The organism is Janthinobacterium sp. TND4EL3 (assembly GCF_900156175.1).
Taxonomy (GTDB): Bacteria; Pseudomonadota; Gammaproteobacteria; order Burkholderiales; family Burkholderiaceae_D; genus Janthinobacterium.
Window position 1 is genome coordinate 192,133 of record NZ_FTMV01000011.1, and the last position, 21,694, is coordinate 213,826.

A 21,694-nucleotide genomic window follows, 5' to 3' on the forward strand; every position below is an offset into this window, starting at 1 on the left:
TCCGGCCGCGACGCTGGCGCCGCGGCCGGAATGGCGAAGCTGCGCGGTCAGCCAGGCCTTACGGCTGCAGGCCGCGCCGCTCGTTCGGCGTCAGCGCCTGCAGCTGCGGCGCCGTCAACGGCCCCGCGCCCAGCACCTGCACCACGCCTGCCGGCTGGTAGTTCGACGCCTGCGGCTCGCTGCCCTTGCCTTTGCCGGCGCCGCCCTCGTCCGCCTGCTCGTTGCCAAAACCCAACACTTTCACCGTGAACAGCGAAGGCTGGGCCTGGCGCGCGGCGGCCCGTTCGCGCTGCAGCACGTCCTGCGCCGCCGTCACGGCCTGCGTCGCGGCCGCGCTGGCGTTGCTCAGTGCGCCCACGTTCACCGAAGCGACGGTCGGCACGCCCGTGGCCTTGCCCTGCACCTGGATGTTTTCCGCATTCACCACTTGCAGCGCTGCCAGGTTGACGTTGCCCGAGACGCGGATGCCCGCCTCGCCCGCGTCGATGGTGCCCAGCGGGGCGATCAGGTCGATGTCGCCGGGCGGCACCTCCGGGATCGGATTGAGCGTGGCGATGCCGGCGCCCGTCGTCGGGGTGCTCGGCGACAGGCTGACGAGGCCGATGCTGTCGTATGCGCGGCGCTGCGGCGTGTAGACAACGGTGGACTTGGTGCCGCGGCCCGCGTTGATGTCGCCCGTGGCCGACCAGGCCAGGATGTTGCCGCCGAAGGTAGTAAAGATGCGGCTCTGGCCCAGCAGGATGCTGTCTTTCGCATACATCTGGATGTCGCCCTGTCCCTGTGTCAGCACGCCCGAGCCTTCGCCCGGCGCATAGCCGCCGTCCACGCCGATCAGCGCCCGCCCGCCCGGCACCGTGATGCCGATGTCGCCGCCGAAATCCGTGTGGATGCCGGTGTCGTTGACGGTCACGTAAGGCACGTTGTAGTCAGGACGGCCCGCCTCGGCCCATTCCTGCGGGCTCAGGTAGCGCACGCCCGCGACGGGCCGCTTGGTGTACACGCCGCTGTATCCGCTGACGGTGTACAGCGCGCTGCTGAACATCGTCAGGTCGCCCTGGTACTCGATCTTCTTGCCCGCCTTGTCCTGCGCCGGGAAGAGGGTGGCGATGGCTACACGGCCGCGCAGATAGCTGCCGCGGCGCACGCCGTCCGGATCGTTGTACTCGCGCCCGGCCGCCTTCAGCTCGGCGAAGTAGACGTTGCTCAGGTACACCTGCTGCTGTTCCTTCGGCAAGGCGGCAAAGAAGCTGCGCGCATCGGTGGCCGGGTCGTAGCGGATGCCCAGGCCGCTGTCGCCGCCAAAACGCGTCGTCAGCCAGTTCACCAGGTGCAGCTGGCTGACCTGCGCGTATTCGCGCGCCAGGTCGCGCCGCACGCCGCCCGTCTGCGCCCCTGCCCTTTCCAGTTCGGCCTGCTTCGTGCCGAGGAAGGCGGCAGCGCCCGCCTCGTCGCCGCTGTAGGCAAACTGGCCGCGCAGCCAGTCGGCCAGGGTCAGCTTGCCGCCGTAGACGTACACGGCGCTGCCGGCCTGGTCGGCCAGCGGCTTGCCCGGGTCGGCCAGCTTGGCCGGATCCAGGTAGCGCGCCGCGAAAGCCGCATAGTCGGGACCGTTGCGGCCCACGCCGGCGGCCACGCTGATGCCGGCGCCATCGCCGCGCTTGTCCTGGCCGACATGGACGATGGAGCCGAGGCTGCGCAATTCCGCCTTGTCGGCCATGTACAGGTCGCGCCCGGCGCTCACATTGAGCTGGCCCGGCCCCGCCACATAGAAGGTGCTGTAGCGGATGTCGCGCCCGGCGCTGACGACGGAAACGTCGTCGGCATGGCGGTGCACGAACAGGTTGCCGCGCGCCGACGAGCTGCCGAAGACGACCGGCTTTTCCGGCAGCTCGGGACTGTTGGCAAAGGGCTGGCCGGTCCATCCCGCCGCGCCGTCCGGCACGCTCTCGACGTTGCCGAGCGGCGTGCCGGAGTTGACGATGTCGCGTCCGGCGCGCACGGCCACGGCGCCGCCGCCCTCGTACCACAGGCCCAGGGCGCCGCTGACGCCTTTCAGGTTGCCCCGGTACACGATACCGCCCGTGCGCAGGCCGACGATGTCGCCGCTGTTGGCATAGAAGTGCGCGGGCAACTGGCCTGCCGGCACATAGTCGGAGACCGTCGGCGGGGTCATGCTGAACAGCGGATACACTTGCTGATTGGCATCGCTGGCGCCATTCGACGTCGTACCAAACCATTTCAATGCCCCTGGCGCCAGCGCATCGGCGCTGACGTTATGCAGCGGCAGCAGGCCGAACCAGACCTTGTCCAGTGCGCCGACGAAGCCCGGATTGAATGGATTCGGCAGCATGCGCGGGTCGGCGCCCGATGGCGTGATCGGATAACCGGCCGCATGGATGGAGTCGGCGGCCAGCATTTCCAGCTGGCCCGTGCCCGTCCTGACAAATTGCGGCGCCACCGGCGACGGCGCCAGGATCACGCCGTTTTGCGGCATGTCCACCTTGCCGCCATCACCACCCAGCCTGCCCAGGCTGGCATTGCCGTAGTACAAGCTGCCGCTGGCGGCCACGGCGCGCAGCACGGACGGCATGACGAAGCGCCCGTCCGTCGGCGCGTGGTTGTCGCCGGCCATCGCATTGATCCAGGACGAGGTGGGCGTCAGGTTGCCTCCCGCGCTGAACAGGTCGATGGCCGTGGCCGGCGTCCACAGCGAGAACCAGCTCCAGCCTTCGCCGGTGCGCTCCACGCCCTGGTAGCTGAACGGCGAGCCATAGCCCAGTTGCTTCACGCGGCCCGCATCGGCCACGCCGCCCAGCACCACGTCGCCGCGCGCATCGATGCGCACGCCGCTGTCGCCCGGTACCAGGATGGGCCCGCCGCTGGCGATCGCCGTGCCCGCCGTGTAGGTTTCATACGGCCGCGATTCCGTCGGATCGGCGCGGTCGAAGCGCAATTCGATGCCGCCCACGGCGCCCGCCTCCAGGCGCAGTGCGCCACGCAGGTTGGTGAAGGTGCTGTTGAGCGTGGGGTACTGGCGCTCGAAGCGCGTATCGGCATTCGCGAAGTCGCCGTTGCGGTCGAAACTGCGCACCTCGGCCACGGGGTTCAGCCCGCCGCCGATGCGGATATCGAGGTCGCCGCCGCCCGTCAGCAGCAGCTTGCCGTCCGGCGTCACCCTGCCCGTGCTGCCCACGGCCACGTTCAGGCCCTGGCTGCGCGGCGCGAACTCGCCGCCCGGATCGGCGCGCGAGGCCAGCATGCCGGCGTCGCCGCCCGCCTGCAGCAGCAGATTGCCGCCGCCCAGGGTGCCGATGCCCGTAAAGCCCGACAGCCCCGGCAAGCCCGAGAACAGGTCGACGCCTTCGGGACGCGCGACATAGGTGCCGAAATTGATCCACCATGCCGTCGGCACGCCGCCCCCCGTGCTGCCGCTGCCCTGGCGCCACAGCCAGGTGCCGATGTCGCTGCTGTCCTGCTGCGCGCGCAGCCAGCCGATGGCATCCTCGCGGCGTTGCGTGGAGGTGCCCAGCGTATCGCCCTTGACGTCGCCCTGGGCGCGCAGCAGCAGATTGCCGCCGTGCTCGGGATACCAGGCGCGGTACAGGCTCTGGCTGCCGCCATCGACAAACGGCGTAAAGTCCGTGCCCAGCGCACCGAGCAGCTGGCCCTTGGCGTTCAGGCCGCGCGGCAGGTTGAACAGATCCTTGCCGCCGACCAGCGGCGAGGCCGACTGCGTGCCCGCCGTGTAGACGCCATACAGCGAACGCATGTCGAAGTCGCCCGCGGCCAGCAAATCGAGGTCGCCCGTGCCCGTGCGCAGCACGCTGAACAGGGGCTGACGCGCCGGCTCCACGCTGGTCACCTCAACGGGGGGCGTGCCCTCCTCCACCTTGATCACCAAGTGCGCAAAGTACTCCAGCATGATTTCCTCGTTGCCAAAGTCTTCGATATTGACGGCGCCCGATGGGTAGCCCTCGGCGATGGCCGCTTCGCTGTAGATATATTTGGCCGGCGAACCCGTGCCCGGCACGATGGAAGTCACCGCGCCCAGGCCGTAATGCGCATCGGCCAGCATCAGATGGGCGTCCTTCGCATGCGGCTTCAACGCGCGCGTGTCGGCCGCCGCCGTATCGGCGCCACCCACCAGGCGCAGCGACCACGCTTGCGAACCCTGGGCCAGCATGGGCGCCAGCGCCAGATTGCGGCCCTGGCTTCCGCTGCCATCCGCGCTGCGCAGCGACACCATGGTGACGTCGCCCGGCAGCCTGACCACCGTGCCGGCAGGCAGCACGCTGCCCTTGTCCAGCGCCAGCGCCGAGGCCAGCACCACGCCATTGACGGCATTCGTGCTATCGGCCACGTCCCACGGCCGGCCTTCCGGGAAAGGCAGGGCCACGTTGGCCGGCCACACCATGGCCGCCACCCGGGCCGCGCCAGGCAGGCGCAGGCCGGCATCGAGCTGCATCCCGCTCGATAAGGTCAACGCCTTGGGCAAGACCGTGCCGGCCGCGTACAGCACGCTGCCGTCGGCATTGCGCACGGCGCCGCCCAGCACGCTGCCTGCAGGCAAGTCCAACTCCGCCGTCAAGGTCGCGCGCGCCGCCAGCAAGGTGCCGCTGCGCAACTCCATGGCTTTCATCGGCACGGCGAAATTGACGCTCGTGCCCGATTTGAAATACGTGTCTTCGGCCAGGGTCACCAGGCCCGCTTGCGGCACGACGACCTCGCCGCCCCACGGCAGCCGGCCTTTCACCAGTTGCCAGCCCTTGTCATCCATCGTGACGGGCAGGACGCTGGTATCGAAACCATCGGTGATGCTGCCAAAGACGCTGAGCTTGCCACCGGCGCGCAGCACCAGCGCACCGGCCTCGCCCGAGCCGTACACGCCGCTCAGGCGCGCCAGCGGATTGACGCCGTCGTAGCGATGGCCGGACAGGTCGATATCGCCATCGATATGCAGGTCGCCGCCCGGCGTGGCGCTGACAATCTCGACGCCTGGGCGCAGGTGGAAAGCGTTGGCGTCGCCGCGCAAGCCGCGCAGCTTGTTGTTCATCAAGTTGCCGTTCGCCAGCGCATTGGCCATGAAGACTTGGCTGTCCGCGTGCTTCTCGTCCAGGTAAGCCTGGTTGATGCCCTGGTAGCTGCGGCCGTCCGCATCCTTGCCCGTGCCCGCTGGCGCATCCTTGTATTGCCAGAAGGCATTGACGTTGATCGTGCGCGCGCCGGCGATGTTCAGCGCGCCGGCCGCGTCGATGTCGATGTCGTCGCCCGTGGCGCCGCCCAGGCGGCGCGCGTTCAGGTCGATGCTGCCGTAGTTGCCGCCCTTGTCTCCGCTGCGCAGGTCGAAACGCGCGCCGTTTTCCAGGGTCAGGCGGCCGCCAGGCGCGGCCAGTTCGATCACGGCGCGGTTTGGCGCCTCGATCACCTGGCCATAGCTGTCCGTGCGCAGCACCGTGCCGTGCGCATCGAGCACGGCGCCGGACTGAATGGTGACGCCGTCGCGGCCGGCCAGGCGGATGCTGCCCACCTGTTCGCCGCTGGCGTCGATGCGGCCATTCACCGTCAGGCTGCCGCCGTCGACGGAGACGCTCACTTCGCGCGCCTTGAGCTCGTCGCCAATGGCCAGATTGCCCTGTTTGAGCTGGAAGCTGCGGCTGCCGGATACCTTGCCCGTGTTCAGGCGCTGGTTCAAGCCGGCGAAGTCGGCGACATGCTGGGCGCGCAACTCCAGGCCGCCCGCCGCGTAGGCTACCTGGGTGCCGCCCGCGTCATAGCTGCCGCTGGCGCCGCCCAGCAGGGTGCCGCGCAAGTCGGCCGTACCCGCCGCCTCGCCCGTGGCGATCACGCTGAGCTTGCCGGCGCGGTTGTTCACGGCCGACACGTCGATCACGGAAGCGGCCGCCTGACGCACGTCGCCCTCGCGGCTGTCGAGGATCACGTCACCGCCCCAGCTGTACTTGCTGGTGTCGTAGAAATCGATCTTGCGGCCCGCCAGGTCCAGCTTGGCCTTGTCACCCAGCAATACATCGCGCTCGGCCGACAGGGTCAATTTTCCACTCGGCAAGACCACCGACGTATCCACGCTGACGCTATTGCCGCTCAGCGCCACTTCGGCGCCCAGGGCGCCGGCCAGCGCCGCATTCGTCGGCGTGGCGGCAGCGGCACCGGCCGGTGCGCTCACCTTGACGGCGCCGCCCGCCGTGAGGTGGTTGACGGAGCCGGCCGCGCCCGTCAACAGCGGCGTGCTGATCAGCAAATCGCCGCCGCTGTAGTGGTAGCCATTGGTGGCCGTATCCCACGCGCTCTGCGACTGGTAGACGGACAGGCTGCCCTTGTTGTTGGCCGTCAGCTGTTCGCTGGCATTCAGTGCCACCTGGCCGAAGCCCAGCACCAGGCGGTCCAGCTTGTGGATGGTGTCGGGACGGCTGTCCGGCGTGAAGCCGAACTCGATGCGCCTGGCGTCGACCTGCAGACGGCCGCTGCCCGTACCGGGGCCATTGGCGACGACGGCGCCGGGCGCATTCGTCGCGCCCTGCCACACGAGGGTGTCCGTGTGGATGCGCGCCAGCGCGTCCGTGCCGCCATAGCCGTAGATGGCGGGCGTATTGAGCACCAGGCGCGACAGCGACGACTTGCCCGTGGCCGCATCGATGGTCGACAGCTGCGACGAATCATAGAAGTTGAAGGAATTGCGCGCCGTCAAACCCAGGTTTTCCAGCGCCGGTGCACCCGTGCTGGTGTCGCCGCGCAGCAGGCGGTCGAGCACGCCCTGGTTCAACGCCAGGCCGTCCGGCAAGGCGCCGCGGGCGCTGGCGTCGGCCAGGGACGCCTCGCTGCCGACATTGATCGAACCCATCGCCAGCACCAGGTTGCGCGTGCCGTAGCGCACGTTGTCGCGCAGGGTAAACGCGCGCTCCGTCACGGCGGCGATGGTGCCTTCGGAATACAGCGCGGTGCTGCCGCTGCAGGCGCCGCCCGTTTTCGCGCAGGCGCCGATATCGATGATGCCGGGGCCATACGATTCGGACGACGGCGGCGCGGCCGGCAGCATGTCCAGCCAGCCGTTCGAAACGGCCAGCACGCTGCCCATGGGCTCGTACACATAGCCGTCGCGGGAATCCCAGGCGGCCTTGCCGCGGCCCAGCGTATTGATGCCGGAGCCCTGCTCCAGGACGATGCCGTCGTCTTTTCTCGCCGTCACCAGAAACACTTCGGCCGCCTTCAGCACGGCGCCGTCGCGCAGCACGATGCCGCCCGCCGATTCCTTGATGGCGGCAATATTGGCGCGCTGGTTGCTGCCCGTGCCAAAATCGCTGTAGGTCACGCGCGGCAAGCCGCCGATGCCCACGCGCTGGGCGCCGAAAGCATTGATCTGTGACGCATGCACGGAGACGCCATTGAAATCGGCCAGCGGCGCCGTGCCGTCGGCCAGCACTTCGTAGCGCGTCGACGCATGGTTGCCCGTGCCCAGCAGCAGGGAGCCGCCGAAGCCGCCCTCGGCCGGCGCATACAGGGCGCTGCCATCCATCATCAACGGCGTATGGTTGTCCTTGACGCTGTGCACGGACGGGGCGATCAGCTGCACCCGCACGCCCTTGGCATCGCGCTCCAGCGCGGCGCGCGGCACGCCGTCGCGCGTGGCCTGCGCCACGGCGAAGGCGGCATAGCCCGTCTCGTTGTATTGGGAATAGCTGCGCAGCACGTCGGCCGGCGTCAGGATGGCTTGTTGCGCCACCACGTCGCGGATCGCCGTGCCCGCCACGCCCGTCTGCGCCGCCGTGGCAAACGAGCCATTGCGCATGGCGATCGTGCCGCCCGTCTCGACGGCGCCGGCCAGGCCATTCAGTTCCACGCGGAAAGCGCCGGGCAGCAGGGCGAAATTCGATGGCAGCAGGGTGTAGGTGCCGGCCGCCAGGCCGGGCACGCCCGCGCCGATAGTGATCTGACGTCCCACGGCGGGCTTGCCCGCGCCTTGCTCGGCCGTCAACGGCGCCACGTCCGGCTGCACGCCGGGAAGGATGGCGTACACGGGGTTGGTGTTCAGGCCGGGCAAGGTGAAACCGCCGTTCGGCTTCATCTGCACCAGCGGATTGAGGCGCGCGTCGGTGGAACCGCCGCGTCCGGCCAGGAAGGCCGCGCCCGTCAAGGTGCCGCCGCCCGACATGTCGAGCACGGCGCCTTGCTGCACGTCGATGGCGGCGCCCGTCAAGGCGATCTCGGGGCCGTTGCCCATGCCCTTGAAGACGACATCGTTGCCGTCATACAGGTAGCTCAAGCCATCGAGCGTGCCGCCGTAGGGCATCGTCAAGCCTTTCGCACTGACGGACGTCAGGCTGCCAGGCAACAGGTTGACGCGGCCCGTATTGGCTTCAAAGCCTTCGGCGCCCAGGTTGATCTGGCCCAGCGGCGCGCGCAGCACGCCATGCTGGTTGATGGTGGGCGCAACCAGGCTCAGGGTGCCGAACACGGAGAACGGCTGGTTCGGCGTGGCGCCGTCGCCGCTGCGCCCGATATTGAGCGTGCGCAACGGGTCGAGCGAGACGCGGATATTGCCGTATTCGTCGATGCCGCTCTTCTGGCCCACCGTGACCATGCCGCTGTCGCCCGTGGCCGGGTAGATCTGCGCGGCGACCAGGGTGGCATTGCCCGGCTGGTACAGGGCGGCGCTGTTTGACAGGCGCATGTCGCCGCGGCTGTTCAGGGTCAGCTGTTCGAAGGCGTCGCGCTCGACCACCAGGTCGGCGCCGCTGCTCTGCGCAATGGTGCCGCGCGTGCCCATGTTGACCTCGCCCGCGATGTCAAGCATGCCCGCATCGATCTGCAGCAGGGAATCCTCGGCCACCAGCGGCACGCCCAGCATGCCGCGTCCCTTGCCCAGGTTCTTCGAGCCTTTCACGGCATTGGGCACGATGTAGTCGTCCTTCTGCGCGCGCACGGCCGCGCCCAGGCGCACGTACGGCGCCGCCAGGCGCACCTGGCTGGCGAGGCTGCCCGCCTTGTCCTCGCCATCGGGCACAGGCTGCTGCGCCAGGCCCAGCGAGGAGGCGCTCAGGCGCAGGCTCTGGCCCAGCGACAGATTGACGTCGCCGTCAAAGCTGAGCATGCCGTTCACGTGCAGGGCCAGGTTGTCGAAACCGCCCGCCTGCACGCGGTCGGCGCCCAGGCGCGCGCTGCCGTAGCGTAGCGCCGCATCCTGCTGGCCGGCGCGCAAGTCGTCGGGCAAGGCGCTGTCGCCCTGCACCTGCGCCAGCTGCATTTCGCGCGGCACGCGCACCGCGTTGTCCACGTTGTCGCCTTGCAAGGTGTAGCGGTTGACCTTGCCGTAATTGGGCGTGTCCAGCGCCAGTGCCAGGGTGCCGCCGGCCGCACCGGCGCCGCCGGCAGCGGCGCGCAGGGTGCCGTCGGCAAAGATGCCGTTATACGAACTGAGCGAAATCAAACCGCCGTTGCCGGCCACGTTGACGGTGCCCTGGCTCGGCAAGTCCAGCGTGGCTTGCGCGCCGCTGGCGTCGAGCAGCGCGCCCGGACGCACGACGACAAAGGCATCGGCCGCGTCGACGCTGGCAGCGTCAGCCTTGTAGCGGGCGCCGATTTCGATGCTGCCGCCCTGGTCGGCACGGCCATAGCGCCCGCCCCGCATGTCGGTGGCGACCGTGGCGCGGCCGGCGACATCGAGCACGGCCTTGTCGCCGATCCAGATCGACGTGGCTTGTCCCTTGCCGTTCGGCACATCCACCTCATTGCCCGTGCCAAACGTGCCTGGCAGGACGGCGATCTTGCCGCCCCAGGCTTCGAGCTTGCCGTCGATGGTGATCTGGTCGTTGCCCGTCATGCTGATCTGGCGGCCCGGATCGACCTGGATGGCGGCCCCCTCCTGCACCGCCAGGGCGCCCTTCACGTGCGGGCTGCCGGCCGTCAGCGACAGGTTGGCGCCGGCCCGCTGCGTCAGACTGGCCTTGCGCGCATCTTCCTGGTACAGCTGCGGCGTCCACAGTTCCAGCGCGGCGCCCGGGTCGGTGCCGCCCGCCACCGTATGGCCCGTGGCGGGATTGAAACGCAGCACGGGCATGGTGACGTCGATGTGCGCATCCTTGACGACCACGACGCCATCGCGTCCCGTGACGGCATAGTCGGCAAAGCCGCTCTGGAACAGGCTGGCGTCCAGCGCCAGCAGCGGCTTGACGGTCACGTCGCGCCCCAGCACCGTGCCGGCCGGCAGCAGCATGCCGCGCGGCGCGCGCAAGTCGTCGGCGGCGATGCTGCCGGCCGCATACTGCGTCGTCACCGGCGGGATCGGCAAGCCGTTCGGAAAGACCGCCGCCGAGACCACGAAGCCGGCCGGCAGGCTGTTGACGGCTGTCAGCACGCTGCCGGCGCGAACGATGGACCCCTGGTAGACAGACGTGCCGCCGGCGATGACGACATAGGCGCCTGGCGGCACCAGCAGGTCGGCTCCCAGCACCAGCGGTTTCTGCGCCGACACGTCCGCCGTCACGGGTTTGCTCAAGACCTGGCCCGGCTTGATCAGGCTGGTACTGAGCGCAAAATCGAAGGGGATCTTCTCGCCCTGGGCGATCAGGAATTCATCGGTCAGGCGCAGGCCTGGCGCAGCGCCGGTCCCCGCCGCCAGCACCTCGCCGCCCTGCAGCTTGCCGCCGATGCTGACGGCCACGCCGCTGTCGATCACCAGGCGCCCGCCGCCCTTCACGCCATGGCCGCGCAACTCGCCGTCGAGCTTGAGCATGGCGCCCGTCGGCGCTTTCTCCGTCGGCAGGTCGACCGCCAGGGTGATGTCGCCGCCGCGCCCGCCCTGCACGCTGCCATTGCCCATCAGGGCCGCGCCGGACGAGACGTCGATGACGCTGCCGCCCGTCAGGTCGATGCCGCCCGAACTTTTCAGGGTGACCTTGCCGCCATTGATATACGGCAAACCGGCAACGGCGCCCGGATCGAGCTCCAGGTTGCTCCACAGGCCACGCGCATCGAGGCGCACGCCGGGCGCCACGCGCACGCCGGCCGTTCCCGTGGGACGGTTGTCCGGCACCAGCTTGCCTTCAGCCCATACGTCGCCCGCACCCGCCAGGTAGCGCGAAACGATGTCGCCGGCCGCGATGCTGCCGCCGCGCGCGCTGACATTCGCCTTGATCGCCACGTCGGTGGCGTGCAGGGCGATGTCGCCGCCATCGGCCACGCGCACGTCGGCGTCGACGCTCACGCTGTCGTAGGCATGGATTTTCAGGGCGCCCAGCTCCAGGCCGTTGAGCCAGTCGGCATCGAGCTGCAAGGTCTTGCTGCGCGCGGCCGGCAAGGCTTCGCCCAGCAGCTGGCCATCGGCGATGCCGGCCACCTTGCCGATTTGCACCTTGTCCAGCACGGCTTGCGGGCTGTCGCGCAGCTGGCCCGTGCGCGTATCGAAGACGGGCGTCATTTTGCCCACGATCAATTGACCGGCGCGCGCCGCCGACGTCTGCGCCTGCTTGTAGCCATCCATGCCCTCATCGCGCTTGCGCTGCTGGCGCTCGCCCTGGAAGACGGAGGTGTCGATATCGCCTTCGAGCACGGCCGCGCCCGTGGACACGATCACGCGGCCCGCGTCGCGGCCCACCGTGTAGCCGTTTTCCAGGCGTTCGCGCGGGCCGATCAGGGCATTCGCGTACGTCTCCGTCGTGTTCGCGCCCCAGCGCGCATGCGTGCTTTCATAGCCGCGGTACAGGCCCGTGTACAGGTTGTCGCCGGGCGCCGTGCTCAGCTTGTACATGGCGCCATCGGCGCCCTTCAGCCACGTCTGCTTGACCATGCCCGTCTGCACGTCGAGCGAACCGCCGGCGATGTTGATGCGCGAACCGGCCTGCGTCACCACTTCGCCGCCGCCAAAGCCGACGGTGCCGCCCTGGGCCGCCCATTCGCCGATGCCGTGGCCGCTGGTGTTCAGGTAGCCGCTCACCTCCAGCAAGCCGCCGGCCGTGTACCAGCGGTCCGTGGCGTAGCCGTTGGTACCGGCCGGCACCAGCACCAGGTCGCGGCGGTCGACCCACACGTCGCTGTTGTTCAGGTATTTGGCGTCGCGGCTGCCCGGTGCGTCGCGCTGTTCGTTGCCCTGCACATTGATCAGCACATTATTGCTGCTCATGTCGACCTTCACGCCGACGGCGCCCGAGACGTCGATGGCGGCGTCGCGCGCCACGTGGCTGCGGCGGGCCGCATCGACCAGCACCTGGCCGCCCGTGGCCAGGGTCAGCGAATCGCCTTCGAACTCCACGTTGCCGGCCGAAACGATGCGCACCAGCGACTGGTCGCGCCGGTCCTGCGGCGTGTCCGTGCCCTTGCCCGTATTTTTCAGCAAGGTGTCGCGCTGCACATCGAGCGCCGTGGCGCCGTTGTCGTCGATAAAAATGGCGCTGACGCTGCCACGTCCCATGGTGACCTTGGCATCCTCGCCCGCCGCCGCCAGGTGGATGGCGCCGCGTCCGTTGACGCTGGTGCTCGACAGCAGCATGCCGTCCTGGCGCAGCGTGTTGCCGCTCAGCGTGATGTCGCCGCCGGCCGACTGGATCAGGCCGCGGTTGACGACGGCGCCCGCGCTGCTGCCGGCCGTGCGCAGCATCTCGACTTCATTGCCGCGCGTGCTCGCATACTGGTTCTTGTCCGTGCCCTGGCCCGGACGCACGACGATGGCGTCGCCGGCGGCCAGCGTGGTCTGGCCGTTCGGCGTGGTAATGGCGCCCGCGTTGTCGACGTTGCGGCCGGCCAGCAGCACATAGCCGCCGCCTTCCGTCACCGTTTGCGTCTTGCGCGTGTCGATGCGCGCGCCGGCAGCGACGACGACGTCCGCCTCGGCCTTGCCATGCGTGGAGGTATTCTGGCCCAGCAGCAAGTCATTCGCGAAGGTCGGCACGGCGCCCGTCCCCTGCGCCTTGCCGTACAGGCCGCTCTTGAACTGGCTGTCGCTCATGCCCATGGCAGCCGCCGCCAGGTTGCGCGTATCGACCTGGCTGCTGCCCGTAAACACGATACCGTTGCGGTTGACGATCATCACCGTGCCGTCAGCCTTGATCTGGCCCTGGATCTGGCTGGGGCGCGCCAGCGGATCATTGACCCGGTTCAATACGGACCAGTTCGATTTCTGGTCGAATTGCAAGGTGGTGTTCTTGCCGACGTTAAAGCTTTCCCAGTTCAGTATCGCCTTGTCGTCCGTCTGCACGACCTTCACGACGGTCTTGCCGTCGGCCTGCGTCTGCACGGGTCCCTGGGCGTTGAGCCAGCCGGCCGTCAGGCTGTTCGTGTCGACCTGCAAGCCGCCCTTGGCCAGGCCATCGGGCGCGCCGCCCGCCGCCAATGCCGCCTGGCGCGCGGCCGCCTGCACCGCCTGCTCGGCGGCGATGCCGCGCGCGGCCAGCAACAGGTTGTTCAGCGATTGCTGCAGCTTGCCTTCGGCCTTCTGCTGCTGCAGCAGGGGATTGTTCAGCGATGTGGCCGGCTGGCCATTCGGCAAGCGTCCCGTGGCGGTGGCCGTGCCCTGCTGCGCACCCTTGCCGGCAAACCAGGCGCCGCTGAACGGCTGCTGCGCCTGCGCGCCGCCCGCCTGCAGCAGCATGGCGATGGCCAGCGCCAGCGGTTTCAATCGCACCGGGCGACCGGTCCGGTTGCCCGCCATGGCGGAGGAGGATGCGTGTTTCGTGACCGACTTGCTTCGCTGCATGGCGACATTCCCTTTTCATGTTCCGTTGCTGACCGATATCGCGAGGCGGCGCGCACCACGCACGGGGCGGGCGGCAGGCACTGATTCGCGGCTTCCAGCAGCATTGACAGGGAACAAGGTCCGGGACTGCAAAAGGTCATCAAAATGTCACAATTGGCACCCCGCCAAGGCGGGGCTCAGCCGAACAGCACGATGCCGCCAGGCAAACGCGTCACGCGCGCGCCATACGCATCCTGGATCAGGGCGATCACGTCATCGAGGCGGTCGAGCGAAAAACTGGCTTGCACGCGGGTCTGTTTCAGGGCCTCGCCATTGAGGATCAGCTTGCCGGGACGGTAGCGGTTCACCTCATCCACCACCTCGGCCAGGGTGCTTTGCTTGAACACCAGCAAGCGGTGGCGCCAGGCGCTGACCTCGCTGGCGGCCACCGCGCGCGTGATGCCGAAATGCTCGGGCCGGTAGCGCAGCTGCTCGCCGGCCGCCAGTTCCGCATCGTTGCCCGCCTGTAGCACGCGCAAGCGGCCCGCCAGGCAGGTCACGCATGCTTCCTGGCCGAACAGGCGGATATTGAAGCGCGCACTGCCGGCCGACACGCTGCCGTCGCCCGCCTGCACGCGCACCCTCGCCGGGCCGCGCAAGCCGGCCTGGAATTCGGCCTCGCCGGCCAGCAGCACCAACGCCGCCGTGCCGTCCTGCACGGGCGCCGCATCGAGGCGCGTCTGCGTATTCATCTGCACCTGCACGCCGCCGTCGAGCGCCAGCGCGCGCTGCTCGCCCGTGCCGGTGGCGTAGTCGGCGGCCAGGCCCGCCACGGCCGGCCACAGATCCGTCGGCGGGCGCAGCACCAGCAAGCCCAGCGAGGCGGCCACGGCGCCGCCCAGCCAGGCGCGCCGCGCCACGTTCACGGGCGCCTGCGCCCGCTTGACGGCGCGCGCGGCCGGCGCCATCGCGCCCCACACGGCGCGCGCCTCGGCAAACGCCGTCGCATGCCTGCGGCTGCGCGCGCACCAGTGGCGAAACACTTGCGCATCGCGCTCGCTGACCTGGCCCGAGGCCAGGCGCACGACCCATGCCTGCGCTTCCTTCTGGATGACACCCATGTCGTCTTCCGCTTGTTCAATCATGATGTTTAGACGTTTTTCCGGCCCCGGGACCGAAGCGCTGGATGAAATCGCGTCCCATGCGTTCGCAGCAATGTTCCAGGCCGGCGCGCAACTCCTTCTCCACCGTGCGGGCGGAAATGCCGAAGCGCTCGGCAATGTCGCGGTGCGGCAACTGGTCGACGCGGGCGGCGATGACGATGGCGCGCCGGCGTTTCGGCAACTCCTGCAAGGCCCGTTCCAGCTCCTCGATTTCGGCGCGCGCGCTGAAGGTGCGGGCCGGGTCGGCCAGCTCGTCGGCCATCTCGTACAGATCGTCGATATCGGGCAGGCTGAGCAGGCGCGCATTGTCGCGGCGTTGATCTTCCGCAATGTTGATGGCGATGCGCATCAAATACGCGGACGGATAGCTGATCGCCTCGGGCGCGTTCATCTTTTCCACGCGCAAATACGTTTCATGCAGCGCGTCGTTGGCCAGGTCTTCCGAGCCCAGGCGGCGCTGCAGGTGGCGGCGAAACTGTCCGTAGCGTTCCAGGAACAGCTTGCGCAAGGTGGTTTTCAACAATTCCGGCATGCTCAAGGCGCCCCGGCCAAGGCCAGATACGGTGCGCAATCGGCGCCGGGGTCGGGCCGCGGCGTCAGCAGGATCGTCAGCGGCTGCGGCAGGCCCGCCGGCGGCGCGCCGTCCATCAGCAGGCTGCGCAGGCGCTGCACCACGGCGCGGTCGCGCTGTTCCACGCCGCTCGCTTCGAGCACGTGCACGGCGCGCACCTTGCCCCGCTCGTCGAGCCACAGCTGGAAGGCCAGGCGGTAGCGGCCGAAAGCGTCCGGATGCAAGCGGCACAGCGCGCGCGTGAGCGAACGCTGCAGGACGGCCGCGTAGCCTTGCAATGGTGCGGTGGCGGGGGTAACTTCGGCCGCCACGGGCGCCGGCATCAAGGGGGCGTCGGCCAGCGCCAGCAGGGTAAACGCATTGCTGCCGCTGAAGCGCGCGCCCAGCTGCGTGCCTGCCAGCAGGCGCTGCAGCGCTTCGGCCGGCGTGTAGTCGCCGCGCACGGGCGCCGCCGTGCGCCCCGCTGCCAGCTCGCTGCTGACGAGCACGGAATAGCCGGTCACTTCGCCAAACGCCACCAGGGCCGCATCGAGCGGCTGGGCAGGCAGATCGAAGCGCACGGTGGCGGGCGCGCTCGCATCATTGCCGGACGCGCCCGCCGCCGGCCGCATGAATGTCATGAATGTCATCAGCAAACAAGCGGACAGGGCCAGGGCGTTACCTGTTGCGGTGCGGCGGTGAGTTCGTGTCATTTTCCAGGGAAATCAACGAGAGCCTGCTTATGAAGTGTCTTGACTGCAATGTTTCGAGCAGAATGGCAAGATGGTAGCTTCGTAAAATGACAACTGCATGACATCGGTCACCTAGTTGGCGGGCTGGCGTGTCATCACTGCGACACATGGCTTTGCTATGCTGAGCGCTTATTTCACCGCTCCGGGAGCCGCCATGGCACGCCTGTTCTCACTGTTGCTGTTGACCTGCGCCGCCCTGCCCGCGCAGGCGGACGAGCACACCGTCGTCGTGACGGCCGCCGCGCCGGAAAAGGGCTGCGTGGAAGTGGAAGCGCATGGCAAGCGCGCGCCATCGATGTCTTGCTTGAGTGAAAAATTATTACCTAACAGCAACACCTTGAACGGGCCTCCGCCCGCCCTGTCCGGCGCGGAAGCGATCGTGCAACGTCCATCCAACCAGCTGGGGCTGTACAACCGCGCCGCCCTGGAACACCGCATGGGCAATGCCTTCGGCAAATCCGTCACGCCGCAGAGGCCGGCACCGCCACCGCCCGCCAGCCCGCTGCTGCCGCCCCGTTAAAGCGCTTGTCAACGCACAGTCCATTTGCGCTGTCAAGATTGCGCAATCGCGCCGATTGCGTATCATTCCAGGCTTGATCGCTCTGGAAACAACCATGCTGCCCACTATCGAACAACGTCTTGCCCTTGAACTTGCCGCCAAACCGGTGCAGGTTGCCGCCGCCATCGAACTGCTCGACGAAGGCGCCACCGTGCCCTTCATCGCCCGTTACCGCAAGGAAGCGACCGGCGGTCTCGACGATATCCAGCTGCGCCTGCTCGAAGAGCGCCTGCGCTACCTGCGCGAGCTGGAAGAGCGGCGCGCCGCCATCGTGGCCTCGATCACGGAACAGAACAAGATGACGCCCGAGCTGCTCGACGCCGTCATGCACGCGGAAGACAAGACGCGCCTGGAAGACCTGTATCTGCCGTACAAGCAGAAGCGCCGCACGAAGGCGCAGATCGCCATCGAAGCGGGCCTGATGCCGCTGGCCGACGGCTTGCTGGAAAACCCGGAACTGACGCCGGAAATGGAAGCAGGCAAGTTCCTGCGCGAGGCGTTTACGAGTGCCGACGGCAACAATCCTGGCGTGGCCGACACCAAGGCGGCCCTCGACGGCGCGCGCCAGATCCTGATGGAGCGCTTCGCCGAAGACGCGACCCTGCTGCAAACCTTGCGCGAATACGTGCAGGAACACGGCATCGTCGAATCGAAAGTGGTGGAAGGCAAGCAGGACGAAGGCGAAAAATTCGCCGATTATTTCGACTACTCGGAAACCATTTCCACCGTGCCATCGCATCGCGCGCTGGCCCTGCTGCGCGGCCGCCGCGAAGGCATCCTCGACGTCACCCTGCGCCTGGACACGGAAGCGGAAAAACCGAAATGGGATGCGCCGCACAATCCGTGCGAAGGCCGCATCGCCGCCCGCTTCGGCATCAAGCAGCAAGGCCGCCCGGCCGACAAATGGCTGGCGGACACGGCGCGCTGGACCTGGCGCGTGAAAAGCTTCATGCACCTGGAAACGGAACTGATGGGCGCGCTGCGCGAACGCTCGGAACTTGACGCCATCAACGTCTTCGCCACCAATCTGAAGGCGCTGCTGCTGGCCGCGCCGGCCGGCCAGCGCGCCACCATGGGCCTCGATCCCGGCCTGCGCACGGGCGTCAAGGTGGCCGTCGTCGATGCCACCGGCAAGGTCGTCGACACGGCCGTGATCTACCCGCACCAGCCGAAGAACGACTGGGATGGCTCCCTGCACACGCTGGGCCGTCTTGCCGCCAAGCACAATGTGTCGCTCATTTCCATCGGCAACGGCACCGCCTCGCGCGAAACGGACAAGTTGGCGCAAGACCTGATCAAGCAGCACCCGGAAGCGAAGATGACGAAGATCGTCGTCTCGGAAGCGGGCGCGTCGGTGTATTCGGCGTCCGAATTCGCCTCGAAAGAGTTGCCGGACATGGATGTGTCGCTGCGCGGCGCCGTGTCGATCGCGCGCCGCCTGCAAGACCCGCTGGCCGAACTGGTCAAGATCGACCCGAAATCGATCGGCGTGGGCCAGTACCAGCATGACGTGAGTCAAAGCCAGCTGGCCCGCTCGCTCGATGCGGTGGTGGAAGATTGCGTGAACGCCGTGGGCGTTGACGTCAACACGGCGTCGGCGCCGCTGCTGGCGCGCGTGTCCGGCCTGTCGGCCAGCGTGGCGCAAAGCATCGTCACCTACCGCGACATGAAGGGCGCATTCACCTCGCGCGCGGCCTTGAAAGCCGTGCCGCGCCTGGGCGACAAGACCTACGAACAGGCGGCGGGCTTCCTGCGCGTGATGGGCGGAGAGAACCCGCTGGACGCCTCGGCCGTCCACCCGGAATCGTACCCGCTGGTGGAAAAGATTTTGGCGGACATCAAGAAGGACATCAAGGCCGTCATCGGCGAAACGGCGCTGCTGAAAACCTTGAGCCCCGCAAAATATGCGGATGACACCTTCGGCGTGCCGACCATCTCCGACATCTTGAAGGAACTGGAAAAGCCGGGCCGCGACCCGCGTCCGGAATTTACCACCGCCACCTTCAAGGAAGGCGTGGAAGAAATCCGCGACTTGCGCCCGGACATGATTCTCGAAGGCGTGGTCACCAACGTGGCCGCCTTTGGCGCCTTCGTCGACATCGGCGTGCACCAGGATGGCCTCGTGCACATCTCGGCCCTGTCGAACACGTTTGTGAAAGACCCGCACACGGTGGTGAAAGCCGGACAAGTCGTGCGCGTGAAAGTGCTGGAAGTCGACGAGAAGCGCAAGCGCATCGCGCTGACCATGCGCCTGACGGACAGCGCGCCGCAGGCGGGCAGCAAGCCCGAACAGCGTGGCGACCGCAACGACCGCCGCAGCATGGCGCAGCACCAGTCGCAGTCGCGCAACGCGCCCGAGCCGGCCGGCAGCATGGCCGCCGCCTTCGCCAAGCTGCGCGGCTAAGCCCATGGCCGCCGGGCATGACCTTGTCATCCTGGCGGTGGACGCGGCCGGCCCGGATGCGCAGCAGCTGCTCGACGAATTATCGGCAGCCTTGTTGCGCATCAATGGCGACAGCGGCCGCTCCTCCTTCGACGTGGAGGCGGCAACGCCGCGCGGCGGCTTTTACCTGGCCCGCGATGCGGCTGGTGAACTGCTCGGTTGCGCCGCCCTGCGGCCGCTGGGCGGGCCGGACAGTTCCATAGGCGAACTCAAGCGCATGTATGCGCGCCCCGGCAGCACGGGCGTGGGCGCGGCCCTGCTGGCCCATGTGGAGGCGCAGGCACGTGCACATGGCTACCTGGCCCTGCATTTGTCCACCCGCGTGGCCAATACCCGCGCCGTGGCGTTTTATGCCCGGCACGGCTATGTGCCAGTCCTTGCCTGGGGCAAATACGTGGGCGCGGCGCAATCGAGCTGCCTGGGCAAGACCTTCTAAGCTTCAACGTGGCTGACTTGCCCGATTTATGACTTGAGCGCATACCCGTGCCGTCGTTTTCTTATAAAATGACGGCATCTATTTATTTACCCATCAGAGGCAGCTATGAGCGACGTACAAACCTGGATCAAAGAAACCGTGACGAACACGCCAGTCGTGCTGTTCATGAAGGGCACGGCCCAGTTCCCGCAGTGCGGCTTTTCCGGCCGCGCCATCCAGATCCTGAAGGCATGCGGCGTAGAAAACATCGCTACCGTCAACGTGCTGGATGACCCGGAAGTACGCCAGGGCATCAAGGATTACTCGAACTGGCCGACCATTCCGCAGCTGTATGTCAAAGGCGAGTTCATCGGTGGTTCCGATATCATGAATGAAATGTTTGAATCGGGCGAACTGAAGTCCCTGCTCGATGCCTGATAGCCAGACGCAGCGGCCGCGCCGTATCGTCGTGGCCATCACGGGCGCCACGGGCGCCGTGTATGGCTTGCGGCTGCTGCAATTGCTCGGCGCCATCCCCGGCGTCGAGACGCATCTGGTCCTGTCCGATGCGGCAGTACTGACCCTGCACCAGGAAACGGGCGTGGGGCGCAAGGACATCGAAGCGCAGGCGCACGTGGTGCACAAGCTGCGCGATATCGGCGCGTCGATTGCCAGCGGTTCGTTTCAATCGGATGGCATGGTCGTCGCGCCGTGCTCGATGAAGACCCTGGCGGCCGTCGCGCATGGCTTGTCGGATAATCTGATCACGCGGGCCGCCGACGTGGTGCTCAAGGAGCGCCGGCGCCTGATCCTGATGGTGCGCGAAACGCCGTTCAACCTGGCGCACCTGCGCAATATGACGGCCGTCACCGAAATGGGCGGCATCATCTTCCCGCCATTACCGAGCTTTTACCACCACCCGCAGAGCATCGCGGACATGGTCGACCATACGGTGGCGCGCGTCATCGACCTGCTCGGCATCGAGCATAGCCTGGCGCCACGGTGGAATGGTTTGAAGTCCGCTGGCGACACCCCTATCCTCTAGTTGGCGTCACGAATTAACTGGCATCACGATGCCTGACAAAAGCGTAGCGAGCGGAAGGAAGAGGTGGTCGAGAAGCGCAACCGTACTGTAGTACGGTGAGCATCGCAGACTACCTATGCCGACGCGCAGTAGCTTTGGTCAGGCATCCACCACTCACCGCTTGTCGAACTGATGAGCACTGGCCTGCTTCAAATCCCTGGCTTCTTCCACCATCCGGCGGTGGGCAATCCGTTTGCGCATCACTTCCGCATGCTGCGCGGCAGTCATGGGGGGCACGGTCATCAAGTCCTTCAGCTGCGCGGTGTTGCTGTAGTTACTTTTCATAAGACGGCTCAAATGCTCGGCTCCGTAGTGGATGAACTGGCTGCTTCTGCTGTGATTATGCGCTGGTATTGGCCGCTGCGCCGCTGCGTACGGGATTATTGTCAAATAATTCCGCTGCAGCGCAACATGCGAGGTCTTATTGTGCGGCAAAATCATGTCTCCAGTATGACTCTGCGCAAATAAAGGAACAGTAGATGCGCCGCCAGCGAAAAACGGACGGCGCCGGCCTGACAAGGCCAAAATGATTACTTTTGGTAGTTAACGCGTACCAGCATGCGAATAAATTCACGCGCGATTTGACGATGATGTTCATCTAATCTTTGCAAATCGGCAATTAATTTCACATCGGCGGACTCAAAACGCGACAAGGCGCTGCCCGCGTCACCATTCGGCGTGGCACTTTCCGGGCCGCCAAAGCGCAACCATTCCGCAGGCACACCCAACCATTGGGCAATCATGCGCAATTTCTCTTGCGTGGGAATTGCTTCACCTACTAACCATTTCCTAGCAGCATGCACGGTAATCGGGCGTCCATCGAAACGGATATTGAATTCCCGGGCCAGTCTGGTCGGGCTGTCTGGAGAGTAATGGGCGTTTTTGAGAGCCAACTGAAGTCGCTGGCTGAAGCTTTCGCGTTCGTTAGAAGAATTCATAGGTGTACTATTTCATGTTGTAACATGAAAGTCAGTTTCTTGAATGACCATACAGATTGTTACATTTGAAAAATGCATTAATTAACAATTAACACTCCGGCAGGGCTTTTCA

11 protein-coding genes are annotated in these 21,694 nt (G+C 67.1%); 5 read left to right on the plus strand and 6 right to left on the minus strand.

Annotated elements, in window-relative coordinates:
- Nucleotides 1-58 precede the first annotated feature (58 nt).
- The 4 genes from BXA07_RS17970 to BXA07_RS17985 form a co-directional block, all read right to left on the minus strand.
- The gene (locus tag BXA07_RS17970) at nt 59-13,699 is read right to left on the minus strand and encodes a filamentous haemagglutinin family protein (protein ID WP_083708376.1); all 13,641 of its coding nucleotides are present in this window, start codon (nt 13,697-13,699) and stop codon (nt 59-61) included.
- A gap of 176 nt (nt 13,700-13,875) precedes the next feature.
- Nucleotides 13,876-14,823, minus strand: a complete 948-nt coding sequence (locus BXA07_RS17975) for a FecR family protein (RefSeq protein ID WP_076569490.1) — start codon at nt 14,821-14,823, stop codon at nt 13,876-13,878.
- The gene (locus tag BXA07_RS17980) at nt 14,816-15,412 is read right to left on the minus strand and encodes an RNA polymerase sigma factor (RefSeq protein WP_244556326.1); all 597 of its coding nucleotides are present in this window, start codon (nt 15,410-15,412) and stop codon (nt 14,816-14,818) included. The genes BXA07_RS17975 and BXA07_RS17980 overlap by 8 nt, the downstream gene beginning before the upstream one ends.
- The gene (locus tag BXA07_RS17985) at nt 15,376-16,032 is read right to left on the minus strand and encodes a secretin and TonB N-terminal domain-containing protein (protein ID WP_170909684.1); all 657 of its coding nucleotides are present in this window, start codon (nt 16,030-16,032) and stop codon (nt 15,376-15,378) included. The genes BXA07_RS17980 and BXA07_RS17985 overlap by 37 nt, the downstream gene beginning before the upstream one ends.
- Before the next feature lie 265 nt (nt 16,033-16,297).
- On the opposite strand from BXA07_RS17985, the gene BXA07_RS17990 reads away from it, so the two are divergent.
- The 5 genes from BXA07_RS17990 to BXA07_RS18010 all read left to right on the plus strand — a co-directional run bounded on the left by BXA07_RS17990 (nt 16,298) and on the right by BXA07_RS18010 (nt 20,605).
- Nucleotides 16,298-16,663 carry a hypothetical protein gene (locus BXA07_RS17990; RefSeq protein ID WP_139335637.1) on the plus strand — a complete coding sequence of 122 codons (366 nt, stop codon included), beginning with the start codon at nt 16,298-16,300 and terminating at the stop codon, nt 16,661-16,663.
- A gap of 94 nt (nt 16,664-16,757) precedes the next feature.
- The gene (locus BXA07_RS17995) at nt 16,758-19,106 is read left to right on the plus strand and encodes a Tex family protein (protein WP_076569498.1); all 2,349 of its coding nucleotides are present in this window, start codon (nt 16,758-16,760) and stop codon (nt 19,104-19,106) included.
- A 4-nt stretch (nt 19,107-19,110) separates the two neighbouring features.
- Nucleotides 19,111-19,581 carry a GNAT family N-acetyltransferase gene (locus BXA07_RS18000; protein WP_076569500.1) on the plus strand — a complete coding sequence of 157 codons (471 nt, stop codon included), beginning with the start codon at nt 19,111-19,113 and terminating at the stop codon, nt 19,579-19,581.
- A 105-nt stretch (nt 19,582-19,686) separates the two neighbouring features.
- Nucleotides 19,687-19,998 (plus strand): Grx4 family monothiol glutaredoxin, encoded by a 312-nt coding sequence (gene grxD / locus BXA07_RS18005; protein WP_034753766.1) that lies wholly within the window; start codon nt 19,687-19,689, stop codon nt 19,996-19,998.
- A complete protein-coding gene (locus BXA07_RS18010) occupies nt 19,991-20,605 on the plus strand; it encodes a UbiX family flavin prenyltransferase (protein ID WP_076569502.1) in 615 nt (204 codons plus the stop codon). Before grxD ends, BXA07_RS18010 begins: the two co-directional genes overlap by 8 nt.
- Nucleotides 20,606-20,758: 153 nt before the next feature.
- Here BXA07_RS18010 and BXA07_RS18015 read toward each other — a convergent pair whose 3' ends face one another.
- Together BXA07_RS18015 and BXA07_RS18020 are read right to left on the minus strand one after the other, a co-directional pair.
- Nucleotides 20,759-21,085 carry a hypothetical protein gene (locus tag BXA07_RS18015; protein ID WP_076569504.1) on the minus strand — a complete coding sequence of 109 codons (327 nt, stop codon included), beginning with the start codon at nt 21,083-21,085 and terminating at the stop codon, nt 20,759-20,761.
- Between the two features lie 89 nt (nt 21,086-21,174).
- Nucleotides 21,175-21,582 (minus strand): hypothetical protein, encoded by a 408-nt coding sequence (locus tag BXA07_RS18020; protein ID WP_076569507.1) that lies wholly within the window; start codon nt 21,580-21,582, stop codon nt 21,175-21,177.
- Nucleotides 21,583-21,694: the final 112 nt, after the last annotated feature.

Bases quoted from the DNA above. Each gene is read 5' to 3' on its own strand.
- BXA07_RS17985 (WP_170909684.1), bottom strand. From the start codon at position 16,032: ATGACATTCATGCGGCCGGCGGCGGGCGCGTCCGGCAATGATGCGAGC.
- BXA07_RS17990 (WP_139335637.1), top strand. From the start codon at position 16,298: ATGGCACGCCTGTTCTCACTGTTGCTGTTGACCTGCGCCGCCCTGCCC.
- BXA07_RS17970 (WP_083708376.1), bottom strand. From the start codon at position 13,699: ATGCAGCGAAGCAAGTCGGTCACGAAACACGCATCCTCCTCCGCCATG.
- grxD (WP_034753766.1), top strand. From the start codon at position 19,687: ATGAGCGACGTACAAACCTGGATCAAAGAAACCGTGACGAACACGCCA.
- BXA07_RS18020 (WP_076569507.1), bottom strand. From the start codon at position 21,582: ATGAATTCTTCTAACGAACGCGAAAGCTTCAGCCAGCGACTTCAGTTG.
- BXA07_RS18000 (WP_076569500.1), top strand. From the start codon at position 19,111: ATGGCCGCCGGGCATGACCTTGTCATCCTGGCGGTGGACGCGGCCGGC.
- BXA07_RS17995 (WP_076569498.1), top strand. From the start codon at position 16,758: ATGCTGCCCACTATCGAACAACGTCTTGCCCTTGAACTTGCCGCCAAA.
- BXA07_RS17975 (WP_076569490.1), bottom strand. From the start codon at position 14,823: ATGATTGAACAAGCGGAAGACGACATGGGTGTCATCCAGAAGGAAGCG.
- BXA07_RS18015 (WP_076569504.1), bottom strand. From the start codon at position 21,085: ATGATTTTGCCGCACAATAAGACCTCGCATGTTGCGCTGCAGCGGAAT.
- BXA07_RS18010 (WP_076569502.1), top strand. From the start codon at position 19,991: ATGCCTGATAGCCAGACGCAGCGGCCGCGCCGTATCGTCGTGGCCATC.